At 61.8% G+C, this 20045-nt stretch carries 20 protein-coding genes; 12 read left to right on the top strand and 8 right to left on the bottom strand.

The window, feature by feature from the left end:
* Both ASD99_RS10180 and ASD99_RS10175 read left to right on the top strand, forming a co-directional pair.
* The gene (locus ASD99_RS10180; RefSeq protein WP_057143475.1) at positions 1-627 is read left to right on the top strand and encodes a hypothetical protein; all 627 of its coding nucleotides are present in this window, start codon (positions 1-3) and stop codon (positions 625-627) included.
* Positions 628-782: 155 nt separating this feature from the next.
* The gene (locus ASD99_RS10175) at positions 783-1718 is read left to right on the top strand and encodes a ribose-phosphate pyrophosphokinase (RefSeq protein WP_015316090.1); all 936 of its coding nucleotides are present in this window, start codon (positions 783-785) and stop codon (positions 1716-1718) included.
* A 115-nt stretch (positions 1719-1833) separates the two neighbouring features.
* Here the strand turns inward: ASD99_RS10175 and ASD99_RS10170 are convergent, their stop codons facing one another.
* Positions 1834-2718: an AraC family transcriptional regulator gene (locus ASD99_RS10170; protein WP_057143474.1), complete on the bottom strand. Its 885-nt coding sequence runs from the start codon at positions 2716-2718 to the stop codon at positions 1834-1836.
* A 154-nt stretch (positions 2719-2872) separates the two neighbouring features.
* Here ASD99_RS10170 and ASD99_RS10165 point away from each other — a divergent pair, with 154 nt between their 5' ends.
* A complete protein-coding gene (locus tag ASD99_RS10165) occupies positions 2873-4117 on the top strand; it encodes an MFS transporter (RefSeq protein WP_057143473.1) in 1245 nt (414 codons plus the stop codon).
* 226 nt (positions 4118-4343) lie between these two features.
* The gene (locus ASD99_RS10160; RefSeq protein ID WP_057143472.1) at positions 4344-5093 is read left to right on the top strand and encodes an SDR family oxidoreductase; all 750 of its coding nucleotides are present in this window, start codon (positions 4344-4346) and stop codon (positions 5091-5093) included.
* Positions 5094-5178: 85 nt separating this feature from the next.
* Here the strand turns inward: ASD99_RS10160 and ASD99_RS10155 are convergent, their stop codons facing one another.
* On the bottom strand, positions 5179-6021 hold the full coding sequence (locus ASD99_RS10155) for an alpha/beta fold hydrolase (protein WP_057143471.1): 843 nt from the start codon (positions 6019-6021) through the stop codon (positions 5179-5181).
* A 149-nt stretch (positions 6022-6170) separates the two neighbouring features.
* On the opposite strand from ASD99_RS10155, the gene ASD99_RS10150 reads away from it, so the two are divergent.
* Positions 6171-6599 carry a MarR family winged helix-turn-helix transcriptional regulator gene (locus ASD99_RS10150; protein WP_057143470.1) on the top strand — a complete coding sequence of 143 codons (429 nt, stop codon included), beginning with the start codon at positions 6171-6173 and terminating at the stop codon, positions 6597-6599.
* Positions 6600-6699: 100 nt separating this feature from the next.
* On the opposite strand, the gene ASD99_RS10145 is transcribed toward ASD99_RS10150, so the two are convergent.
* Positions 6700-8706, bottom strand: a complete 2007-nt coding sequence (locus ASD99_RS10145) for a putative bifunctional diguanylate cyclase/phosphodiesterase (protein WP_056595661.1) — start codon at positions 8704-8706, stop codon at positions 6700-6702.
* Between the two features lie 291 nt (positions 8707-8997).
* On the opposite strand from ASD99_RS10145, the gene ASD99_RS10140 reads away from it, so the two are divergent.
* The 7 genes from ASD99_RS10140 to ASD99_RS10110 all read left to right on the top strand — a co-directional run bounded on the left by ASD99_RS10140 (position 8998) and on the right by ASD99_RS10110 (position 15100).
* Positions 8998-10032 (top strand): class I SAM-dependent methyltransferase, encoded by a 1035-nt coding sequence (locus tag ASD99_RS10140; protein ID WP_056595664.1) that lies wholly within the window; start codon positions 8998-9000, stop codon positions 10030-10032.
* A 197-nt stretch (positions 10033-10229) separates the two neighbouring features.
* Complete coding sequence (locus ASD99_RS10135) at positions 10230-10871, top strand: 50S ribosomal protein L25/general stress protein Ctc (RefSeq protein ID WP_056595667.1); 642 nt, start codon at positions 10230-10232, stop codon at positions 10869-10871.
* Between the two features lie 23 nt (positions 10872-10894).
* Positions 10895-11620, top strand: coding sequence for an aminoacyl-tRNA hydrolase (gene pth / locus ASD99_RS10130; RefSeq protein ID WP_056595670.1), 726 nt, complete (start codon positions 10895-10897; stop codon positions 11618-11620).
* A 91-nt stretch (positions 11621-11711) separates the two neighbouring features.
* Positions 11712-12815, top strand: coding sequence for a redox-regulated ATPase YchF (gene ychF, locus ASD99_RS10125; protein ID WP_056595672.1), 1104 nt, complete (start codon positions 11712-11714; stop codon positions 12813-12815).
* A gap of 239 nt (positions 12816-13054) precedes the next feature.
* Positions 13055-14029: a magnesium/cobalt transporter CorA gene (gene corA, locus ASD99_RS10120; RefSeq protein WP_057143512.1), complete on the top strand. Its 975-nt coding sequence runs from the start codon at positions 13055-13057 to the stop codon at positions 14027-14029.
* 127 nt (positions 14030-14156) lie between these two features.
* Positions 14157-14633 (top strand): MaoC family dehydratase, encoded by a 477-nt coding sequence (locus tag ASD99_RS10115; protein ID WP_057143469.1) that lies wholly within the window; start codon positions 14157-14159, stop codon positions 14631-14633.
* A complete protein-coding gene (locus tag ASD99_RS10110) occupies positions 14630-15100 on the top strand; it encodes a MaoC family dehydratase (protein ID WP_056595679.1) in 471 nt (156 codons plus the stop codon). The genes ASD99_RS10115 and ASD99_RS10110 overlap by 4 nt, the downstream gene beginning before the upstream one ends.
* Before the next feature lie 167 nt (positions 15101-15267).
* Here the strand turns inward: ASD99_RS10110 and ASD99_RS10105 are convergent, their stop codons facing one another.
* The 5 genes from ASD99_RS10105 to petA all read right to left on the bottom strand — a co-directional run bounded on the left by ASD99_RS10105 (position 15268) and on the right by petA (position 20000).
* Positions 15268-15813 (bottom strand): adenine phosphoribosyltransferase, encoded by a 546-nt coding sequence (locus tag ASD99_RS10105; RefSeq protein WP_056595682.1) that lies wholly within the window; start codon positions 15811-15813, stop codon positions 15268-15270.
* 9 nt (positions 15814-15822) lie between these two features.
* On the bottom strand, positions 15823-16968 hold the full coding sequence (locus ASD99_RS10100) for an alpha-hydroxy acid oxidase (RefSeq protein ID WP_057143511.1): 1146 nt from the start codon (positions 16966-16968) through the stop codon (positions 15823-15825).
* 191 nt (positions 16969-17159) lie between these two features.
* Positions 17160-18032, bottom strand: a complete 873-nt coding sequence (locus tag ASD99_RS10095) for a cytochrome c1 (RefSeq protein ID WP_056595685.1) — start codon at positions 18030-18032, stop codon at positions 17160-17162.
* Between the two features lie 89 nt (positions 18033-18121).
* Positions 18122-19423, bottom strand: a complete 1302-nt coding sequence (locus ASD99_RS10090; protein WP_056595688.1) for a cytochrome b — start codon at positions 19421-19423, stop codon at positions 18122-18124.
* Positions 19424-19439: 16 nt separating this feature from the next.
* Complete coding sequence (petA, locus tag ASD99_RS10085) at positions 19440-20000, bottom strand: ubiquinol-cytochrome c reductase iron-sulfur subunit (RefSeq protein ID WP_013529984.1); 561 nt, start codon at positions 19998-20000, stop codon at positions 19440-19442.
* Positions 20001-20045: the final 45 nt, after the last annotated feature.

The following is a 20045-nucleotide window of genomic DNA, read 5'->3' as shown; positions in this document are numbered from 1 at the left end:
ATGAGACGATCGCATGTGACGACCGTGTCATTGCTTGTGGCATTGGCTCTTGCCGCCTGCACCAACGCAAAGGACGTTCTCGAACCTTCCGCCATCACCCCGCCGGCGACGTCGGCACCGACGCAGCCCGCCACGTCAGGCAACACGGCAGCCACGGTTCCGGCGCCGGCCGGCACCACTGCGGGCGCTCTTGCAACCGCCGCCACATCGCTCACATCTGCCCAAAGCGCTGCGATCCTGTCGAAGACCCGCCTGCAGATCGCGCCGATCGTCGGCGCTTCGGTGGAAGCCGCGACACCGCTGACAGCGGAGCTGCAGACGCGCGCCAGGCAGCGCGGCATCACGCTCGCCGGCAGCGCCGATCAGACCGCGACCCATGTGCTGAAGGGCTATTTCTCGACGATGTCGGAAGGCACGGACACCACCGTCATCTATGTCTGGGACGTCTACGACCCCGCCGGCAACCGCCTGCACCGCATCAACGGCCAGCAGAAGGCGCCATCGGTCAAATCCGGCGACAGCGGGGGCGGCGACAGCTGGAAGGGGGTCTCGCCGGCAACCATGCAGGCGATCGCCGACCAGACCATCGACCAATTCGCGGCCTGGCTTGGCGGCAAGGCGGGCTGAAATGTTGCCTGCCGGTGATGGCGCGGAGCTTTCTTGAGTTTAGCCGGCGGATTCCCGATCTCGGCGCTTGCAATACCGGCGCGGGCCGCTAAAAGCCCGGTTAAAGGGCGCAGGCGAGTCCGTCAGGTCTTTCCATCCTCCACCAGGAACCGTGCATGAAACTCTTCGCGGGCAATTCCAACAGGGTGCTGGCCGAAGCGGTCGCCCGGTACCTCAACGTCCCGCTGGGCAAGGCCAGTGTCAGGCGCTTCGCCGATCAGGAAATCTTCGTCGAAATCCAGGAAAACGTGCGCGGCGAGGATGTCTTCATCCTGCAGTCGACCTCGTTCCCGACCAACGATCACCTGATGGAACTGCTCATCATGATCGATGCCTTCATGCGCTCGTCGGCCAAGCGCATCACGGCGGTGATTCCCTATTTCGGCTACGCCAGGCAGGACCGCCGCGCCTCTGGCCGCACACCGATCTCGGCCAAGCTGGTCGCCAACATGATCACCCGCGCCGGCGTCGACCGCGTTCTGACGCTCGACCTGCATGCCGGCCAGATCCAGGGCTTTTTCGACATCCCGACCGACAATCTGTTCTCGGTGCCGGTCATGGCCCGCGACGTGAAGGCCAAATACAAACAGCTCGGCAATGTCGTGGTGGTGTCGCCCGACATCGGCGGCGTGGTCCGCGCCCGTGCGCTGGCCAAACGCTTCGACGCGCAACTCGCCATTGTCGACAAGCGCCGTGAGCGTCCCGGTGAATCGGAAGTCATGAACATCATCGGCGCGGTCGCCGGCAAGGATTGCCTGCTGATCGACGACATCGTCGATTCCGGCGGCACGCTATGCAATGCCGCCGATGCGCTGCTGGCCAACGGCGCCACCAGCGTCACCGCCTACATCACCCACGGCGTGCTATCGGGCGGTGCGGTTGCCCGCATCAGCGGCTCGAAGTTGCAGGAGCTGGTGATCACCGATTCCATCCAGCCGACCCAGGGCGTGCTCGACGCGCCGAACATCCGCGTCATCTCGATCGCCGACCTGATGGGCGAAGCCATCTCACGCACGGCGACCGAAGAATCGGTGTCCAGTCTCTTCGACTAATGCATGTCGCCCAAAAGTGACCTCGGTTTTGGGAGAACGACATGCATCAAAACAAAGACCTAAAGCGGGTCGTCCGAATCCATTCAGACGCGACACGCTTTAGACTGGCCTGCCGTTACGGCGCAGGGCTTTCCAACAGAATCGGACCGATCAGGCGACGGGCGACTTCGACGCTTTCGCGTGCGCCGCGCATATAGCCACGCGGCGACGCGCCCAGCATGCGCTTGAACATGGTGATGAAGGCCGGCACGCTGTCATAGCCGAGATCGAGCGCCACCCTGGTGATCGGCTCGCCGTCGGCGAGCCTGGGCAGCGCCGCGAACAGGCAGGCCTGCTGGCGCCATGTCGACAGCGACAGGCCGGTCTGGCGCTGGAAGGCGCGGGTGAAGGAGCGGCGGCTCATGCCGGCGGCATCGGCCCACTCGTCGATCGTCGCGTGCGGCGACGGTGCGGCGACAAAACGCCGGCACAGCGCCGACAGCCTGGGATCGGACGGAAACGGCAGCCCGAGCGGCCGTTCCGGCAGGGTCGGGATTTCATGCAGCAGCAGGTTCATGATCAGCCCGCCGCGCCCTTCCAGTTCGCCGCCTTGCGGCAGCTTCTCCGATTCCACGATCAGGCTGTGCATCAGGTCGGTGACGCCGACCACGCGCAAGCCTTCGGGCAGCCCGGGGATCGCCTGCGGCATGACATAGACCGAGCGCATCGACACATCGCCCAGCATTTCGACTGAATGCTCGGTGCCGGCTGGAATCCACATCGCATGGTCGGGCGGCACCATCCAGCGGCCGTAGCGCGTCGTCACCAGCACCACCCCGACCAGCGCATGCAGCAACTGGCTGCGGCTGTGGCGGTGTTGCGGCACACGGTAGCCATCTGGATATTCCGTCGGCAGCGCCACCGCCGGCCCGGCCACTTGCTCCAGCCACTGCCAGCGGCGCTCGTGCAACTGCTCGAAATCGGCATTGCCGGCGTGAAAGACTTCTCTGCCGTGCGGCATCTTGTATGGCCCACTTGCGAAACTATTGGACCAAACCACGAAAGAAGTCACCCCGCAAGCAGCTTATAAGGCAACCGTCCCTTAGGCGGCCTTCAGCAGCGCCCGCCAGTTAGTCCTGCGGGCCTGCCCGCCAAAAAGACCACGGAGCGTTACCTTGACCGATACGACAGCCGCCAGCGTCGCCCCACCGGCGAGCGCCAGTCACGCTTCAGCCCAGGCGACGGCCTTCACCGTCATCCTGGCGGTGAGCTTCTGCCACGGCATCAACGACATCATGCAGTCGCTGCTATCGGCCATCTATCCCTTGCTGAAAGAGAATTACGGCCTCGATTTCTGGCAGATCGGCCTTCTGACCTTCACCTTCCAGGTGACCGCATCGCTGCTGCAGCCGGTGATCGGCATGATCACCGACAAGCGGCCGATGCCTTACTCGCTGCCCTACGGCATGGCGTCGTCGCTGATAGGCCTGGTCGTGCTCGCCTATGCCGGGCATTATTCGCTGCTCTTGATCGGCGCCTCGCTGATCGGCATCGGCTCGGCGATCTTCCACCCGGAATCCTCGCGCATCGCCCGCTTCGCCTCTGGCGGCCGCTTCGGCCTGGCGCAATCGCTGTTCCAGGTCGGCGGCAATTTCGGCCAGTCCATGGGGCCGCTGCTGGCGGCCTTCATCGTCGTGCCTTTCGGCCAGACCAGCATCTCATGGTTCGCCGTCGGCTCGCTGATCGGCATCATCGTTTTGTGGCAGGTCGGCGGCTGGTACAGCCGGCTGCGCGCCGCACAGGGCAACCGCAAGACGGTAAGCTTCGTCTCGCCCTTCCCGCGCCGCAAGGTGATGTGGGCATTGGCGGTGCTGACGCTGCTGGTGTTGACCAAGAACGCCTATATCGCCAGCCTTGCCAGCTACTACACCTTCTACTCCATGCATAAGTTCGGGGTTTCGGTTCAGATGAGCCAAGTCATGCTGTTCCTGTTCCTCGGCGCCTCGGCGCTGGGCATCCTGCTCGGCGGCCCGTTCGGCGACCGCTATGGACAGAAGGCGATGATCTGGTTCTCCATCGTCGGCGTGCTTCCCTTCACGCTGGCCCTGCCCTACGCCAATATGGAATGGACGATGATCCTGACGGTGCTGATCGGCCTGATCCTGTCGTCGGCCTTCTCCAACATCGTCGTCTTCGCGCAGGAATTGGTGCCGGGACGCGTCGGCATGATCGCCGGGATCTTCTTCGGCTTCGCCTTCGGCGTGGGCGGCATCGCCGCCGCCGTGCTCGGCGTCGTCGCCGACATCAAGGGCATCGACTATGTCTTCCAGATCTGCTCGTATCTGCCGCTGCTCGGCCTGCTCACCGTGTTTCTGCCGAACATGAAGGAAGCCAGGAAGGCACAGGCCGCGACCGGTTAAAAATCAGCCGATCTTCGCGATTTGACATGAGGGCGTGGCGGCCGCCACGCCCTCAGTGATTCTTCACCACACGCCGGGTGAAAAGCTTGTTAGTGTTTGAAACACGCGCGAGAAATGGCTCAGACCGCAGAGCCGGATCAGCGAACGCCCTCAAGTTGAACACAAGCTACCGGGCTCAGTGCGACCGATTGATACGCAGAGTTCCGACTGAGAAAGGCAATCCGTCATGTCCAGACTTAAAGGTAAGGTCGCGTTGATCACCGGCGGCACCAGCGGCATCGGCTTGGTGACTGCGCGTCGTTTCATCGAGGAAGGCGCCCGCGTCGCCATCACCGGCACCAATGCGAGCCGTCTCGAGGAGGCGCGCACCATGCTCGGCAGCGACGTGCTCGTCATCGCCGCCGACGCCGGAGATGCAGCAGCCCAGAATGACATCGCGCGGCGGATCGAGGAAACCTTCGGCAAGCTCGACGCTCTCTTCCTCAACGCCGGCATCGCCGATCTGCGTCCGCTTGGCGACTGGACCGAGGCGGCGTTCGACAGGAGCATCGATGTCGACCTCAAGGGTCCGTACTTCCTGGTCAAGGCGCTCGTTCCACTGTTTTCGAACCCGTCGTCGATCATCCTCAGCGGCTCGGTCAACGCGCATATGGGAATGGCAGGAACGCACGTCTATTCGCTGGCCAAGGCCGGCATGATTTCCCTGGCGCGAACGCTCTCGGGCGAGCTTATAGGGCGCGGCATCCGCGCCAATGTGATCAGCCCAGGCCCGATCGACACGCCACTCAACGACAAACTTGGGCTGGATCCGGCAGCGGCGAAGGCCCGCGCGAAAGCGGTGGTCGGCCTGGTGCCTGCAGGCCGTTTCGGAACCGCCGAGGAAATTGCCAATGCGGTGGTGTTTCTGGCCTCGGACGAATGCCCTTTCATGGTCGGTGCGGAAATGCTGATCGACGGCGGCATGAGCATCGCCTGAAATCGGCACAGCCTGACACAAAAACACCCGCCAGATGGCGGACACCCGCCAGATGGCGGGTGCTTTGTGTATCTGACTGACAGCCTTACGCCTTGAAGAAGGCCAGCAGGTCGGCATTGATGACGTTGGCATGGGTCGTCGCCATGCCATGCGGGAAACCCTTGTAGACCTTGAGTTCGCCCTTCTTGAGCAGCTTGACCGATAGTAGCGCCGAGTCGGCGATCGGAACGATCTGGTCGTCGTCGCCATGCATGACCAGCACCGGCACGTCGATCGCCTTCAGATCCTCGGTGAAGTCGGTTTCCGAGAAGGCCTTGATACAGTCATAATGCGCCTTGGTGCCGCCCATCATGCCCTGGCGCCACCAATTGTCGATGACGCCTTCCGACACTGCAGCGCCGGGACGATTGAACCCGTAGAACGGGCCGGCAGGGACATCCCTGTAAAGCTGGGCACGGTTGGCCGCCACGCCAGAGCGGAAGCCATCGAAAACCTCGATCGGCAAGCCGCCGGGATTGGCCGCGGTCCTGAGCATGATCGGCGGCACCGCGCCGATCAGCACCGCCTTGGCAACACGGCCACCTGAGCCGTATTGGGCGACATAGCGCGCCACCTCACCGCCGCCGGTCGAATGACCGACATGGATGGCGTTCCTGAGGTCCAGATGGGCGGCGAGTTCCGCGACATCGGCGGCGTAGGTGTCCATCTCGTTGCCGATATCGGTCTGGGTCGAGCGGCCGTGTCCGCGCCGATCATGGGCAATGACGCGGTAGCCTTGTGACAGGAAAAACAGCATCTGCGCGTCCCAGTCGTCGCTGCTCAATGGCCAGCCATGATGGAAGACAACAGGCTGCCCGGTCCCCCAGTCCTTGTAGAAAATCTCGGTGCCGTCCTTGGTGGTGATCGTGCTGCTTCCGAGCTTGGTCATCTCAAATCTCCATTATTGTTCTCGCGACAATCAATATCGCGATAACAATAAACTTAGCGCAGTTCAAACCCTCTGTCTACAAAAAATATATATCGCGATATCATTTTTCGTGGTACATAATCCGCTATTAATCGGCAAAGGAATGCGTCGTGCCTCTCCCGTTGGACAATCAGCTCTGTTTCACGCTCTACGCCACCAGCATGGCGATCAACCGCACCTACAAGCCGATGCTGGACGAGATGGGGATTACCTATCCGCAGTATCTCGTGCTGAACGCGCTTGCAGAGGCCGACGGCATGTCAGTCGGCACCATCGCCCACAGGCTCGCGCTGGAATCGAGCACCGTCACGCCGCTGGTGAAGCGCATGGAGCAGGCTGGGCTGGTGACCCGCCGGCGCAGCCAGACCGACGAACGCCAGGTGCAGGTCGACCTGACCCCCGCCGGGCGCGCGTTGCTTGTCCAGTGCAACTGTCTGAACGAGACCCTGATCGAGCGCTCAGGCATGACGCTGGCTGAGCTTGATGCCTTGAACAGGCAGATCCAGGCGCTACGCGACGCGTTGACCGGCGACCGGTAGCCGCACAGCCCCTGCGTAGCCGCTCGGCCCTCTCATGGGTTGATTGCCATCAGCATGGCTTCTGACGGCGCTGAGCCAAAACGTCGAAAAGAGGCCGCTATCATGCCGACTTAAGCACGGCAAATGACCGTTTGCGCATGGTCCGCTTTGCCTGGAAACTAGCGGCGGGAGCGGGACGGCCGACATGAAAGCCCTGGACCTTGTCTATGCCGAATTCGCGCATGAGGGCCATCTGTTCGTCGGTTTCCACTCCTTCGACCAGGATTTTGTGGCCGCGATTTCGAACCAGCGTAATGATGTCCTGGAGCATTGCCTTGCCATTCGGGGCGCTGCAGTCGTGCAGGAACGATCGGTCGATCTTCACCGTATCGAAATCGATCAGACGAAGCCACGAAAGGCCAGCGAAGCCCGTCCCGAAGTCATCAAGCCATATCTTGATCCCCAGCAGCTTCAGGTCGCTGATGCAGCGAAGGATGTCCGAATGCATCTCCATCTCCAGCCCTTCGGTGATTTCGAAGGCCAGCCTGTTGCCGGCGACGCCGGTCTCGCCCAGAATGGTCGCGACGGACGTTGCAAAGCCAGGTGTCTTGAGCTGGATTGGAGAGACGTTGACACTGACGACACGGACGTGATCGTCCGCCAGAAGCTCGGCGCACACTGTTCTTATGGCCCAGCGCCCGAGTTCCAGGATAGCGCCGGTCCGTTCCGCGACGGGAATGAACAGGCTCGGCGGAACCGATGTGCCGTCCAGCATTTTGAGGCGCATCAGAGCCTCTACGGCTTCAACCCGGTCCGATGCGACATCCTGGATAGGTTGATAAACGAGTGAAACGAGATTCTGGCCGATCGCGATCTTCAGCAAAGCCGCGATGTTCTCGCTCTCATCGCTGCTTTGCGGATCGGTTGGATCGAACAGCCGGGCACAGTTTCGACCACCGGCTTTTGCCAGATAGAGCGCGCGATCGGCCTCGTGGATGATCTTCTCCAGCTTGGCGCCGGTTTGCGTCCTGGTGAATGCAGCGCCAACGCTCACCGTCACGATCGAGACCCCGTCGCGCCGCAGCTCATGGGTAAGCGCAAGGTTCTCCACCGCGCTGCAAATGGCTTCCGCGATCTCCAGGATCTGCTCTTTTTTCTCCATGCGGGCCAGGACAATGAACTCTTCACCGCCGTAGCGACCGATGGAGCCATTGTACTGCTTGATCATGTCGCTAAGGGCATTGGCGACATGAATCAGGCAACGGTCGCCTTCCTGATGGCCGTAGCAGTCGTTGAACTTTTTGAAGAAGTCCACGTCGATGAGGATCGCGCCGAAACTGGTGCCAACCTTTTGCCAGTCACTCCAGTAATCCCGCAGCTTCTCGTCGATCGCCCGCCGGTTCTCCAGACCGGTTAGCGGATCGGTCCGCGACAGTCTCAGCAGGGCCTTGCCCCGTTCGGTCGCCTCACTGTGCTGAATCCTGGCTTCCAAGGCGTTCAGGAAGACATTGTAGCGCTCCTCATTCAGTTTCCAGTTCACATATGAGGTGAATGTGAAACAAGAAACGTAGAAAGTTCCAAAAACCATTTTGTACGTTAGCGTAGAAGGTACAAAGTAGTTTACAATGTATAGTATAAACAAGATTATTGCGGAGGTTATGATAGAAACTTTAAAATTGAACGTGAAGAAGAGATTGGCACTCATCATGAAGATGGTGCCGAAAACCATATAGTAAGAGACACTTTCCTTGTCCGCCCCCATAACCGCAGGGCACAACCAACCAACATAACCAAAGATGATGGCCCCGGCGCAAGTCATGTCAAGCCATTCCGTTGCAACCCCTCGGCGAAGCTGTACTTCCAGGGTCAAAAGCGCGGTCAGTCCGACCGCAAAGCGCGCCGTGATCGTATAGACGGCCACATCTGGAATCAGCAGCAGATCCGTTACCGAAAACAACAGATAGATGAGAACGGCGATCCAAAGCCCTGGCCTGGCTTCCCCTCTTCGCGTCGCCTGGGCTTCCGTCCGGTAAAGGGTGCGAAGCTCGTCGGTCCCTGGTTCGTCGCGCGGTTCATACGGTTCCGCATGAGCCGTATCAGCCAATGCGGATGACAGGTGTTCGTTCATCACAGACCCCGTTTGAAAGGGATTTTGTATTCTGAACCCATTTCCAGCTTCTGCCCCCACGCGGGCCGGCTCCTTGAGACGCGACGGCGATTGCGACGCCGGGCACACAAATGCAATCGCGCAAGACAAGTTTCCGTTAACTCGAACCCGGAATCGGGCTCGGAAGCTGTCTGACGAACGAACATGGTTTGCGGGAAATTAATCATACCGATAAAATGCCACCGGATCGACATTGGCAAAGGGAGCATTCTACGCAATAAGTTAACTCACTGTTAACTATGGAGTGATGGCGTGCAAACCGTTCTTGATGGCAAAAGCTTGATTACTGCCGAGATGCTCGCCAGCGGTCTCCCTCGAGGAAAGCTCGAGCATCATGGCGAAGCGTTCGAAACTGCTCGCGCGGAGCTGGCGCTCATTCTCCACGCGACACATCAGCAGGTCGAACAAAGCAAGGACCCCGCCGAAATCGTTCGTCGCCTTCTGTCGTACCTCAACGCTCTGCGTTCCAAGGTTCACCCCGACGTTTGGCATGCATTGATACCGGTGGCGCAGAACCACCCGATCCTGAAGTATTTTCTCGAAGATCCACTGACGCACTGGTCCTTCACCAAGCCCAGGGGCTATTCCGGCGACGCGCAATTGCTCGACTACATCTATTGCGATCCGCATGTGGCAGAAAGCGTGGCAAACGCCTCGGAGGTCGGCAAGGCACTCTATAGCCATACCCAGAACGTCCCGTCGTGCGTCGCGGCACGGGAACGACGCGATCTCTTGACCCGATATGTCGATGAGATTGCGGCCAGGAACGGACCACAAACCGAGGTCCTGGCGATCGCGGCCGGCCATTTGCGGGAGGCCAACCGTTCAGTCGCCTTGGCGGAAGGTCGCCTCAAGCGTTGGGTTGCACTCGATCAGGATCCCCAGAGCGTTGGATTGATTGCGCGCGACTTCCAGGGCACGGCGATCGAGGCCATCGACGGCTCGGTGCGAACCGTGCTCACGAGAGGCCACAAACTGGGCAAGTTCGACTTCATCTACGCCTCCGGCCTTTACGACTACCTCCAGCACAACGTCGCCGTGAAACTTACCAAAACCTGCCTGCAGATGTTGAAGCCGAACGGAACATTCCTGTTTGCGAACTACGCCGAGGGCACCCCCGACGCCGGGTACCGGGAGACGTTCATGGACTGGGTGTTGCTGCTGCGATCGGAGGTCGACATGTGGAACATCGTCAATGCCAGCGTCGACCGCAACACCGTCGAGGCGCAGGTGTTCTTTGGCGAGAACCGCAACGTGCTCTATGCCGTCATCGAAAAGCGCGGATAGCACCCGCCTGGGCTGCGCGCCGGCGGACATGCCTTTGGCTTGCACCTCCGGCCGCCTTCCGCTATAGAGCCGCCACCCGCGTAGACACCCTTGGAGGCAACGCGGCGGAAGGCCGCCTCACCCGGCGGCTTTCGACGTTTACGGTCCAGGCACGTTGCCAGCCGCGAACGCTCCAGAACAAACCGAAAGGAAATGCCATGAGCCACGACACTTACGAGCTCAAGGCCGAAGCACGCGAACAGGTCGGTAAGGGGTCCGCCCGTGCAGTTCGCCGCAACGGTAAAGTGCCTGCAGTAATCTATGGTGACAAGCAGCCTCCCCTGGCTATCGCGCTCACCTACAAGGACATCTACTACAAGATCCACGGCGGCGGGTTTCTGACCACGATCGCCACGATCGATGTCGACGGCAAGAAGATCCAGGTCCTGCCGAAGGACTTCCAGCTCGACCCGGTCAAGGATTTCCCTGTCCATGTCGACTTCCTGCGCATCGGCAAGGACACCCAGGTCAATGTCGACGTGCCTGTCCACTTCATCAACGAGGACAAGTCGCCCGGCATCAAGCGCGGCGGCGTGCTCAACATCGTGCGTCACGAAGTCGAGTTCCACTGCCCGGCCAATGCGATCCCGGAATTCATCACCGTCGATCTCACCGGCGCCAACATTGGCGACTCGATCCACATCTCGGCGGTTACGCTGCCGGCTGGTGTGAAGCCTGTGATCTCCGACCGCGACTTCACCATCGCGACCATTGCCGGTTCGTCGGCGATGAAGCCGGAGACGGAAGAGACGGCTGAAGTGGCTGCACCTGAAGCGGCTCCTGCCGCCGAAGAGAAGTAACTCTTTCCCGCCCGGAGCAGACGATGCTTGTCTTTGCAGGCCTCGGCAATCCGGGCGCGAAATATGCCAATAACAGGCACAATGTCGGTTTCATGGCGGCGGACGCAATTGCCCGCCGCCATTCCTTTTCGCCCTGGTCCAAGAAATTCCAGGGCCTGATTTCAGAAGGCACGCTTGGCGGCGAAAAAATCGTCCTGATCAAGCCGCAGACCTTCATGAACCTGTCCGGCCAATCGGTCGGCGAAGCGCTGCGCTTCTACAAGCTCGAGCTTTCCGCGCTCACCGTCTTCTATGACGAGATCGACCTCGCCGAAGGCAAGCTGCGCATCAAGACCGGCGGCGGCGCTGGCGGCCACAACGGCATCCGCTCGATCGACGGCCATGTCGGCAACGCCTATCGCCGCGTGCGCATCGGCGTCGGCCATCCCGGCGTCAAGGAAATGGTCCAGCATCATGTGCTCGGCGATTTCGACAAGGCCGACCGCGAATGGCTCGAACCGCTGCTCGACGCGATCGCCGACAATGCCGCCATGATCGCCAAGGACGACGAATCCGGCTTCATGAACAAGGCCAGCCTCGCCGTTCAGGGCAAGGCCGGCGCGGAACCGGAAAAGCCGGCGCCAAAGCAGCAGGGCTCAAAGCAGCAGAGCCACATCCGCCAGGCCCGGCCGCAACAGATGCCCGCCAAGCTGCCGGAATCCGGCCCGATGGCCGCCATGCTGAAGAAGCTGTTCGGCGGCAAGGACTGAGCGGGATCGGCGCCACGGGGCTTGACGTTGATCACCCCTATCGCCCATAGCCCTGATCAAATTTCTATTTTCCCGATAGGACCGGACAAAAATGGGTTTCAAATGCGGCATCGTTGGCTTGCCCAACGTCGGCAAGTCGACGCTTTTCAACGCGTTGACCAGGACGGCTGCGGCGCAGGCCGCCAACTATCCGTTCTGCACCATCGAACCGAACACCGGCGAGGTCGCGGTGCCCGATCCGCGCCTGCAGAAGATCGCGGCGATCGGCAAGTCGAAGGAGATCATCCCAACCCGCATCTCCTTCGTCGACATTGCCGGCCTGGTGCGCGGCGCCTCGAAGGGCGAAGGGCTGGGCAACCAGTTCCTCGCCAACATTCGCGAGGTCGACGCCATCGTGCATGTGCTGCGCTGCTTCGAGGATGACGACATCACCCATGTCGAGGGCCGCATCGACCCTGTTGCCGACGCCGAGACGGTCGAAACCGAGCTGATGCTCGCCGACCTCGACAGCCTCGAGCGCCGCATCGTGCAATTCCGCAAGCGCGCCGGCAGCAAGGACAAGGAAGCGACCACCGTGCTGCCGATGATGGAGGCAGCGCTCGAACTGCTGCAAGCCGGCAAGCCGACCCGCGTCCTGCTCAAGGGCATTTCGGCGGAAGACCTGCGCATCCTGCAGGGGCTCAACCTTTTGACCTCGCACCCGGTCCTCTACGTCTGCAACGTCGCCGAAGCCGACGCCGCCACCGGCAACGAGCACACCAAGGCCGTGGAGAAGATGGCTGCGGCGCAAGGCGCCAGCACCGTCGTCATCTCGGCCGCGATCGAGGCCGAAGTCGCCCAGCTCTCGGACGAGGAAGAGATGGAATTCCTGTCCTCGCTCGGCCTCGACGAGCCCGGCCTGAACAAGGTGATCCGCGCCGGCTACGAGCTGTTGCACCTCATCACCTATTTCACCGTCGGGCCGAAGGAGACGCGCGCCTGGACCATCCATAAGGGCGACAAGGCACCGCAGGCGGCCGGCGTCATCCACACCGATTTCGAGCGCGGCTTCATCCGCGCCCAGACCATCGCCTACAACGACTTTGTCACGCTGGGCGGCGAAGTGGCGGCCAAGGAAGCCGGCAAGGCGCGCGACGAGGGCAAGGAATATGTCGTCCAGGACGGCGACATCCTGCTGTTCAAGTTCAACACTTGACGCCTCGGCGGCCGGGTATCCGAAACATCCCGGCGAGCTGCCTGCGAAGCTTTCTCGACGAGTTTTCTGAGCGGCCGGCGGCCATCCGCCGGACCGCCCCTTGTCTTGATTTTGTCACGTCACAGGTCTAAGCGGCAGGCGCACGGTCGGCGCTTTCGGCGAAAGTGCCCGTCTCGCGCAATCCGAAACAGCGCGTCAATCTGAACGCACCCTTTGGCCCCAGCAAGGGAGACCCGGCGATGATCAAGGCCTTCGTCGTGGACAATGACCGCCTGCGCGCCGTCGATGATCTCTTGCAAGACGGCGACAACGTCGTCTGGGCCGACCTGCTCAACCCGTCAAAGGAAGAGGAAGAGACGATCGAGAGCTGGCTCGGCGTTGCCATTCCGACGCGCGAGGAGATGGAGGAGATCGAGATTTCGAGCCGCCTCTATGTCGAGGACGGCGCCTATTTCATGACCGCCACCCTGCCCGCCCAGACCGAAGTCGACGATCCCCTGATGTCGCCGGTCACCTTCGTGCTCGCCGGCGCCAGGCTGATCACCGTGCGCTATCACGAACCCAAGGCCTTCAAGACCTTTCCGCAGCGCGCCGAGAAGGTGGCGACCGGCTGCACCAGCGGCGACACCATCCTGATCGGCTTGCTGGAGGCCATTGTCGACCGCCTCGCCGATATTCTGGAACGCGCCGGCCGCGACATCGAGGCGATCTCGCGCGATATCTTCGAGGCGAGATCGACCAAGGTTTCCAAGCGCAACCGCGACTTCCAGGAACTCCTGAAGGCGATCGGCCGCAAGGAGGACATCGCCTCCTCGATCCGCGACAGCCTGATCTCGCTGCAACGCCTGGCCGGCTTTTTCGCTCATGCCTCGACCCGCACCAAGATGAGCAAGGACACCAAGGCGCGCATCAAGACGCTGTCGCGTGACGTGCTGTCGCTCGCCGACCACGCCACCTTCCTGTCGCAGAAGATTTCCTTCCTGCTCGACGCTACGCTTGGCATGATCTCGATCGAGCAGAACGCCATCATCAAGATCTTCTCGGTTGCCGCCGTTATCTTCCTGCCGCCGACGCTGGTCGCCTCGATCTACGGCATGAATTTCGACGTCATCCCCGAGCTCAAATGGGAGTGGGGCTATCCCTTCGCCATCGCCATGATGGTGCTGTCGGCGATCCTGCCCTTCTGGTACTTCCGCCGCCGCGGCTGGCTCTGATCCGCCCGCCAGAGGCCATGCAGCCACGACGTGGCGCTATAGAAATCTCTTGACCAAATGCGCTGCGGCCTGCATCCGGAAACCCAGATCCACAGGGATCGCGGGTTCGTGAGCCGGATTTCAGACCATGACTGCAAAGATGAAAACATGGGCTTATGAGGATTTCGTCGAGGGCGCGTCGCTCGACCTCGGCTCGAAGCTGGTCAGCGCCGCCGAGATCGTCGAATTCGCCACGGAATTCGACCCGCAGCCGATGCATCTCGACGAAGAAGCCGGCAGGGCCAGCATCCTTGGCGGGCTGGCGGCGTCGGGCTGGCACACCTGCTCCATGTTCATGCGCATGCTGTGCGATGCGTTCCTGCTGGACTCGACCTGCCAGGGCGCGCCCGGCGTCGATCAGGTCAAATGGAAGAAGCCGGTCCTGGCCGGCGACAAGCTCACCGGCACCCTGCTGGTTGTTGCCAAGCGCCTGTCGAAATCGAAGCCGCAGCTCGGCTTGGTGACCATGCGCAGCGAGCTGTTCAACCAGCGTGGCGAAAGCGTCTTCGAGCTTGAGAACTCGGTCATGTTCCTCACGCGGGATGCCGCGGGGAGGCCCGCATGACACTGGACGAGTTCTTCCGCATCGGCGCCACCGTCACGCTCGGTTCGCACACATTCGAGCCCGAAGCGATCAAGGCCTTCGCTCGCAAATACGATCCGCAAATCTTCCATATCGACGAGGAGGCCGCGAAGAAAAGCGTGCTCGGCGGCCTCTGCGCGTCTGGCTGGCACACGGCAGCGACCTGGATGAAACTCAATCTGGAAAACCGCATGGATGCCGAGGTCGCGGCCTGGAGCGGCCCCGGCCCGGTGCCGGAATTCGGCCCCTCGCCCGGCTTCAAGAACCTGAAATGGCTGAAGCCGGTCTATGCCGGGCAAACCATCACTTTCACGCGCACCGCACTGTCGCACCGCCCGATCGCCTCACGCCCCGGATGGCGGCTGCTGGCGCTGCGATGCGAGGCTTCCGATTCGATCGGCGACAAGGTGCTGGAGTTCGAGAGCGCTGTGCTGGTGAAGGCCGAGTAATTTCTTCCTTCGCCCCGTTTGCGGGGAGAAGGTGCCCGAAGGGCGGACGAGGGGCGGCGCCAGCGTTGGTGGTTTGCGTTGCCTCCCGGCCCTCCGCTATCGCTCCGGGCGTTCGAGCTCTTTGAAAGGTCCAGTGGGCCTTTCAATTTGCCTTTGGCAAACCGGTCTCAATGCCCTTCGAACCCAATCAGCGTCCGCACCGGTACGCCGAGCGCTTCGAGTTTGGCGCGGCCGCCGAGGTCCGGCAGGTCGATGACGAAGCAGGCGGCGAGGATGTCGGCGCCGATCTGGCGCAGCAGCTTGACGGCCGCCTCCGCGGTGCCGCCGGTGGCAATCAAATCGTCGACCAGGATCACCTTTTCGCCCGGAGCAACGCCGTCCTTGTGCATCTCCATCTCGTCCAGCCCGTATTCCAGGCTGTAGGCGACGCGCACCGTCTCGAAGGGCAGCTTGCCCTTCTTGCGGATCGGCACGAAGCCGGCCGAGAGCTGGTGGGCAACAGCGCCGCCGAGGATGAAACCGCGGGCCTCGATGCCGGCGATCTTGTCGATCTTCTGGCCGGCATAGGGATGCACGAGCTCGTCAATGGCGCGGCGAAACGCGCGCGCATTGCCGAGCAATGTGGTGATGTCGCGAAACAGGATGCCGGGCCTGGGATAGTCCGGAATGGTGCGGATCGCGGCAAGCAGCGTGTCTTCAAGGGAGGATTTCATGGGTCGTGATTACCTGAAACGGAGATTCTTGCGCGACAATTGTTCGATCGAACTGCAGCCCATCAGCTTCAAGCCGCGTTCGATCTCGACCCGCATCTGCTCAAGCGCCCGTTCGACGCCGGGCTGGCCGGCCGCCGCGAGCGGGAACAAATAGTAGCGGCCGACGCCGACGGCCTTGGCGCCGAGCGACAGTGCCTTCAGCACATGCGTGCCACGCTGCACGCCGCCATCCATGATGACGTCGATCCTGTCACCGACCGCATCGACGACCTCGGCAAGCTGGTCGAAGGCCGCGCGCGAGCCATCCAGCTGCCGGCCGCCATGGTTCGACAGCACGATGCCGCTGCAGCCAATGTCGACGGCACGTCTGGCATCCTCCACCGACATGACGCCCTTGAGGCAGAACGGGCCCGACCAAAGCTTGACCATCTCGGCGACGTCGTCCCATGTCATCGACGGGTCGAGCATCTCGGTGAAGTAGCGGCTGATCGACATCGTGCCGCCGCCCATGTCGACATGCTCGTCGAGTTGCGGCAGCTTGAACCCCTCATGGGTGAAATAGTTGACGGCCCAGGCCGGCTTAAGCGCGAACTGCAGCATTCCGGCCAGGTTGAGCTTGAAGGGAATGGCAAAGCCGGTGCGTTTGTCGCGTTCGCGGTTTCCCCCGGTGATGCTGTCGACGGTCAGCATCATCACCTCGACGCCAACCGCCTTTGCCCGCTGCATCATCGCCCGGTTGAGGCCGCGATCCCTGTGGAAATAGAACTGATAGACCTGTGGGCTGCTGCTGATCTTGCGCGCCTCCTCGAGACTGACGGTGCCAAGCGAGGAGACACCGAACATCGTGCCGTATTTGGCAGCGGCTTTGGCGACCGCGCGCTCGCCCTGATGATGGAACAAACGCTGCAAGGCGGTCGGCGAGCAATAGAACGGCATCGCCAGCTTCTGGCCCATGACCGTCACCGACATGTCGACCTCGCTCACCCCGCGCAGGACATTGGGAACCAGGTCACAGGTCTCGAAGCTTGCGGTGTTGCGGCGATAGGTGGCCTCGTCGTCTGCCGCGCCGTCGATGTAGTTGAAGATCGGCCCCGGCAGCCGCCGCTGCGCCATGCGCCGGAAATCGGAAAAGTTGTGACAGTCACTGAGCCGCATCATCGAATTCCAAATGCCATGCCGTCGACGATCCCTTCGTCACGGATCCCGCATGGCATACCAATCACAGGGCGCCATGCCAACGGATCTGTTCGACAAGACCGCACCTGCCCCCCAGGGCGCCGGCCCCGCCGATTCAGCAAAAAGGGCGCCGTCCGGCGCCCTTCGTGATCGTATTTCTCTGGCGCAGCTTAATGCGCCACGCCTTCCCACACCTTGCGCTTGGTGAGGTAGACCAGCGCGCCGAACAAAAGCAGGAACACCAGCACGCGAAAACCGGTCTTCTTGCGGTCTTCCATATGCGGCTCGGCCGCCCACATCAGGAAGGTCGCTACGTCACGGGAATACTGGTCGACTGTCTGAGGCGAGCCGTCATCATAGGTCACCTGGCCGTCGGACAGCGGCTTCGGCATTTTCAGCGACACGCCCGACATGAAGTACGGGTTGTAGTGCGTGCCTTCCGGGATGACCATGCCGGCGGGCGGCGTCTCGTCGTAACCGGTCAACAGCGAGTGGATATAGTCGGGACCGCCCGCGTCATACTGGGTGAAGATGTCGAAGACGAATTGCGGAAAGCCGCGCTCGACGCCGCGTGCCTTGGCCAGCAGCGACATGTCGGGCGGAGCGGCACCACCGTTGGAGGCAGCAGCCGCCTCCTCGTTGGCGAAGGGGGCCGGGAAATAGTCGGACGGCTTGCCGGGACGGTCGAACATGTCGCCGGCGTCGTTGGGTCCGTCATGGATGGTGTACTCGGCCGACAGCGTCTTGATCTGAGCATCGGAATAGCCGAGGTCCGACAGCGTGCGGAACGCCACCAGGTTCATCGAATGGCAGGCCGAACAGACTTCCTTGTAGACCTTCAGGCCGCGCTGCAGCTGCGCCTTGTCATAGGTGCCGAACGGGCCGGTAAAGCTCCAGCTCATCTCCTTCGGCTCGTTGATCGGGAAGTGCGTCGGCGCGGCCGCATTGTGTGCTTCTTCGGCGGCCATCGCCCAAGTGCCTGCTGCCCCAATGCCGGCGGCCACAAGGCCGACCAGCGCCAGCGAGGTGAGAATCTTTTTCATGCCAAATCCCCTTAGATTCTCTACCGCTCTGTCTTCCTGTTTGAGCATGATCTTGTCCGAAAATCGGTTCCCACTTTTCGGGATCATGCTCAGCCCTTGGTCTCTGGCGCGGCCGTGGCGCCTATCGGATGTCCGCCGCCGCCCTTGTTCTTCTCGAGCACCGCCTCGGTGATCGAGTTCGGCACCCTGCGCGGCGTCTCGATCAGGCCGAGCACCGGCAACGCGATCAGGAAGAAGGCGAAGTAGAACAACGTCGCCATCTGCGCCATGAAGACATAGCTGCCTTCGGCGGGCTGCGAGCCCAGCCAGCCAAGCAGGATGGCATCGGCCACGAACAGCCAGAAGAACAGCTTGTACCAGGGCCGATAGACCGCCGAGCGCACCTTCGACGTGTCGAGCCACGGCACCAGGAACAGCATGACGATGGCGCCGAACATGCACAGCACGCCGCCGAGCTTGGAGTTGATCGGCCCGACATTGAAGGTGATGGCGCGCAGGATCGCGTAGAACGGCAGGAAGTACCATTCGGGCACGATATGAGCCGGCGTCTTCAGCGGGTTGGCGACGATGTAGTTGTCGGGGTGGCCGAGATAGTTCGGCAGGTAGAAGACGAAATAGGCGAAGAAGAACAGGAATACGATCATGCCGAACGCGTCCTTGATGGTCGCGTAGGGGGTGAAGGCGACGGTGTCGGTCTTCGACTTGATCTCGATGCCGGTCGGGTTGTTCTGTCCGACGACATGCAGCGCCCAGACGTGCAGCACGACGACACCGGCAATCATGAATGGCAGCAGGTAATGCAGCGCAAAGAAGCGGTTCAGCGTCGGATTGTCGACGGCAAAGCCGCCGAGCAGCAGCTGCTGGATCCAGTCGCCGACGAGCGGAATGGCGCTGAAGAAGCCAGTGATAACGGTGGCGCCCCAGAAGCTCATCTGCCCCCATGGCAGCACGTAGCCCATGAAGCCGGTCGCCATCATCAAGAGGTAGATGATGCAGCCGAGGATCCACAGCAGCTCGCGTGGCGCCTTGTAGGAGCCGTAATAGAGGCCGCGGAAGATGTGGATGTAGACGGCGACGAAGAAGAACGAGGCACCGTTCGAATGCAGGTAGCGCAGCAGCCAACCCGAATTCACGTCGCGCATGATCTTCTCAACCGAGCCGAAGGCGAGATTGACGTCGGCCGTGTAGTGCATGGCAAGAACGATGCCGGTCAGGATCTGCGACACCAGCATGATCGCCAGGATGCCGCCGAAGGTCCACGCATAGTTGAGGTTGCGCGGCACCGGATAGGCGACGAAGCTGTCATAGACCAGCCGCGGCAGCGGCATGCGGGCGTCGAACCAGCGTTCGATACCGGTCTTGGGCGTGTAGGTCGAGTGTCCCTCGCTCATCGAAATATCCCCTGCCTCAACCGATAAGGATCTTGGTATCGGAAATGAACTTGAATACTGGAACCGCCATGTTCTCGGGCGCCGGCCCTTTGCGGATGCGGCCGGCGGTGTCGTATTGCGAACCGTGGCACGGACAGAACCAGCCGCCGAAATCGCCTTCCTGGCCGAGCGGAATGCAGCCCAGGTGCGTGCAGACCTGAACCATCACCATCCAGGCTTCCTTGCCGGGCGTTGTGCGGTTGGCGTCGGTCGCCGGCGCGTCGGCCGGCAGATTGGCGTTGCGGGCGATCGGATCCTTGAGATCGGCCAGCTTGACCGCCTCGCCGTCCTTCATTTCCTGTTCGGTGCGGTTGCGCACCACCACCGGCTTGCCGCGCCACTTGACGATCAGCGACATGCCCGGCGTCAGCGAGGCGACATCGACCTCGACCGAGGCGAGCGCCAGCGTCGAGGCGTCGGGGCGCATCTGGTCGATGAACGGCCATGCGAAGGCACCCGCGCCGACCACTGCGGCCATGCCGGTGGCGACGTAGAGAAAATCACGACGGTTGGGATCCTGGGTGTCGGTTGCGCTCACGGGTGCCTGATCCTTTCGCCTCTTCCGTGCCGGTGGCTGAGCCTT

The sequence above is a fragment of the Mesorhizobium sp. Root695 genome, assembly GCF_001428185.1.
Classification (GTDB): domain Bacteria; phylum Pseudomonadota; class Alphaproteobacteria; order Rhizobiales; family Rhizobiaceae; genus Mesorhizobium.
Note: the sequence above shows the minus strand (reverse complement) of the source record. Positions and strands in the feature narration are given on the sequence as shown.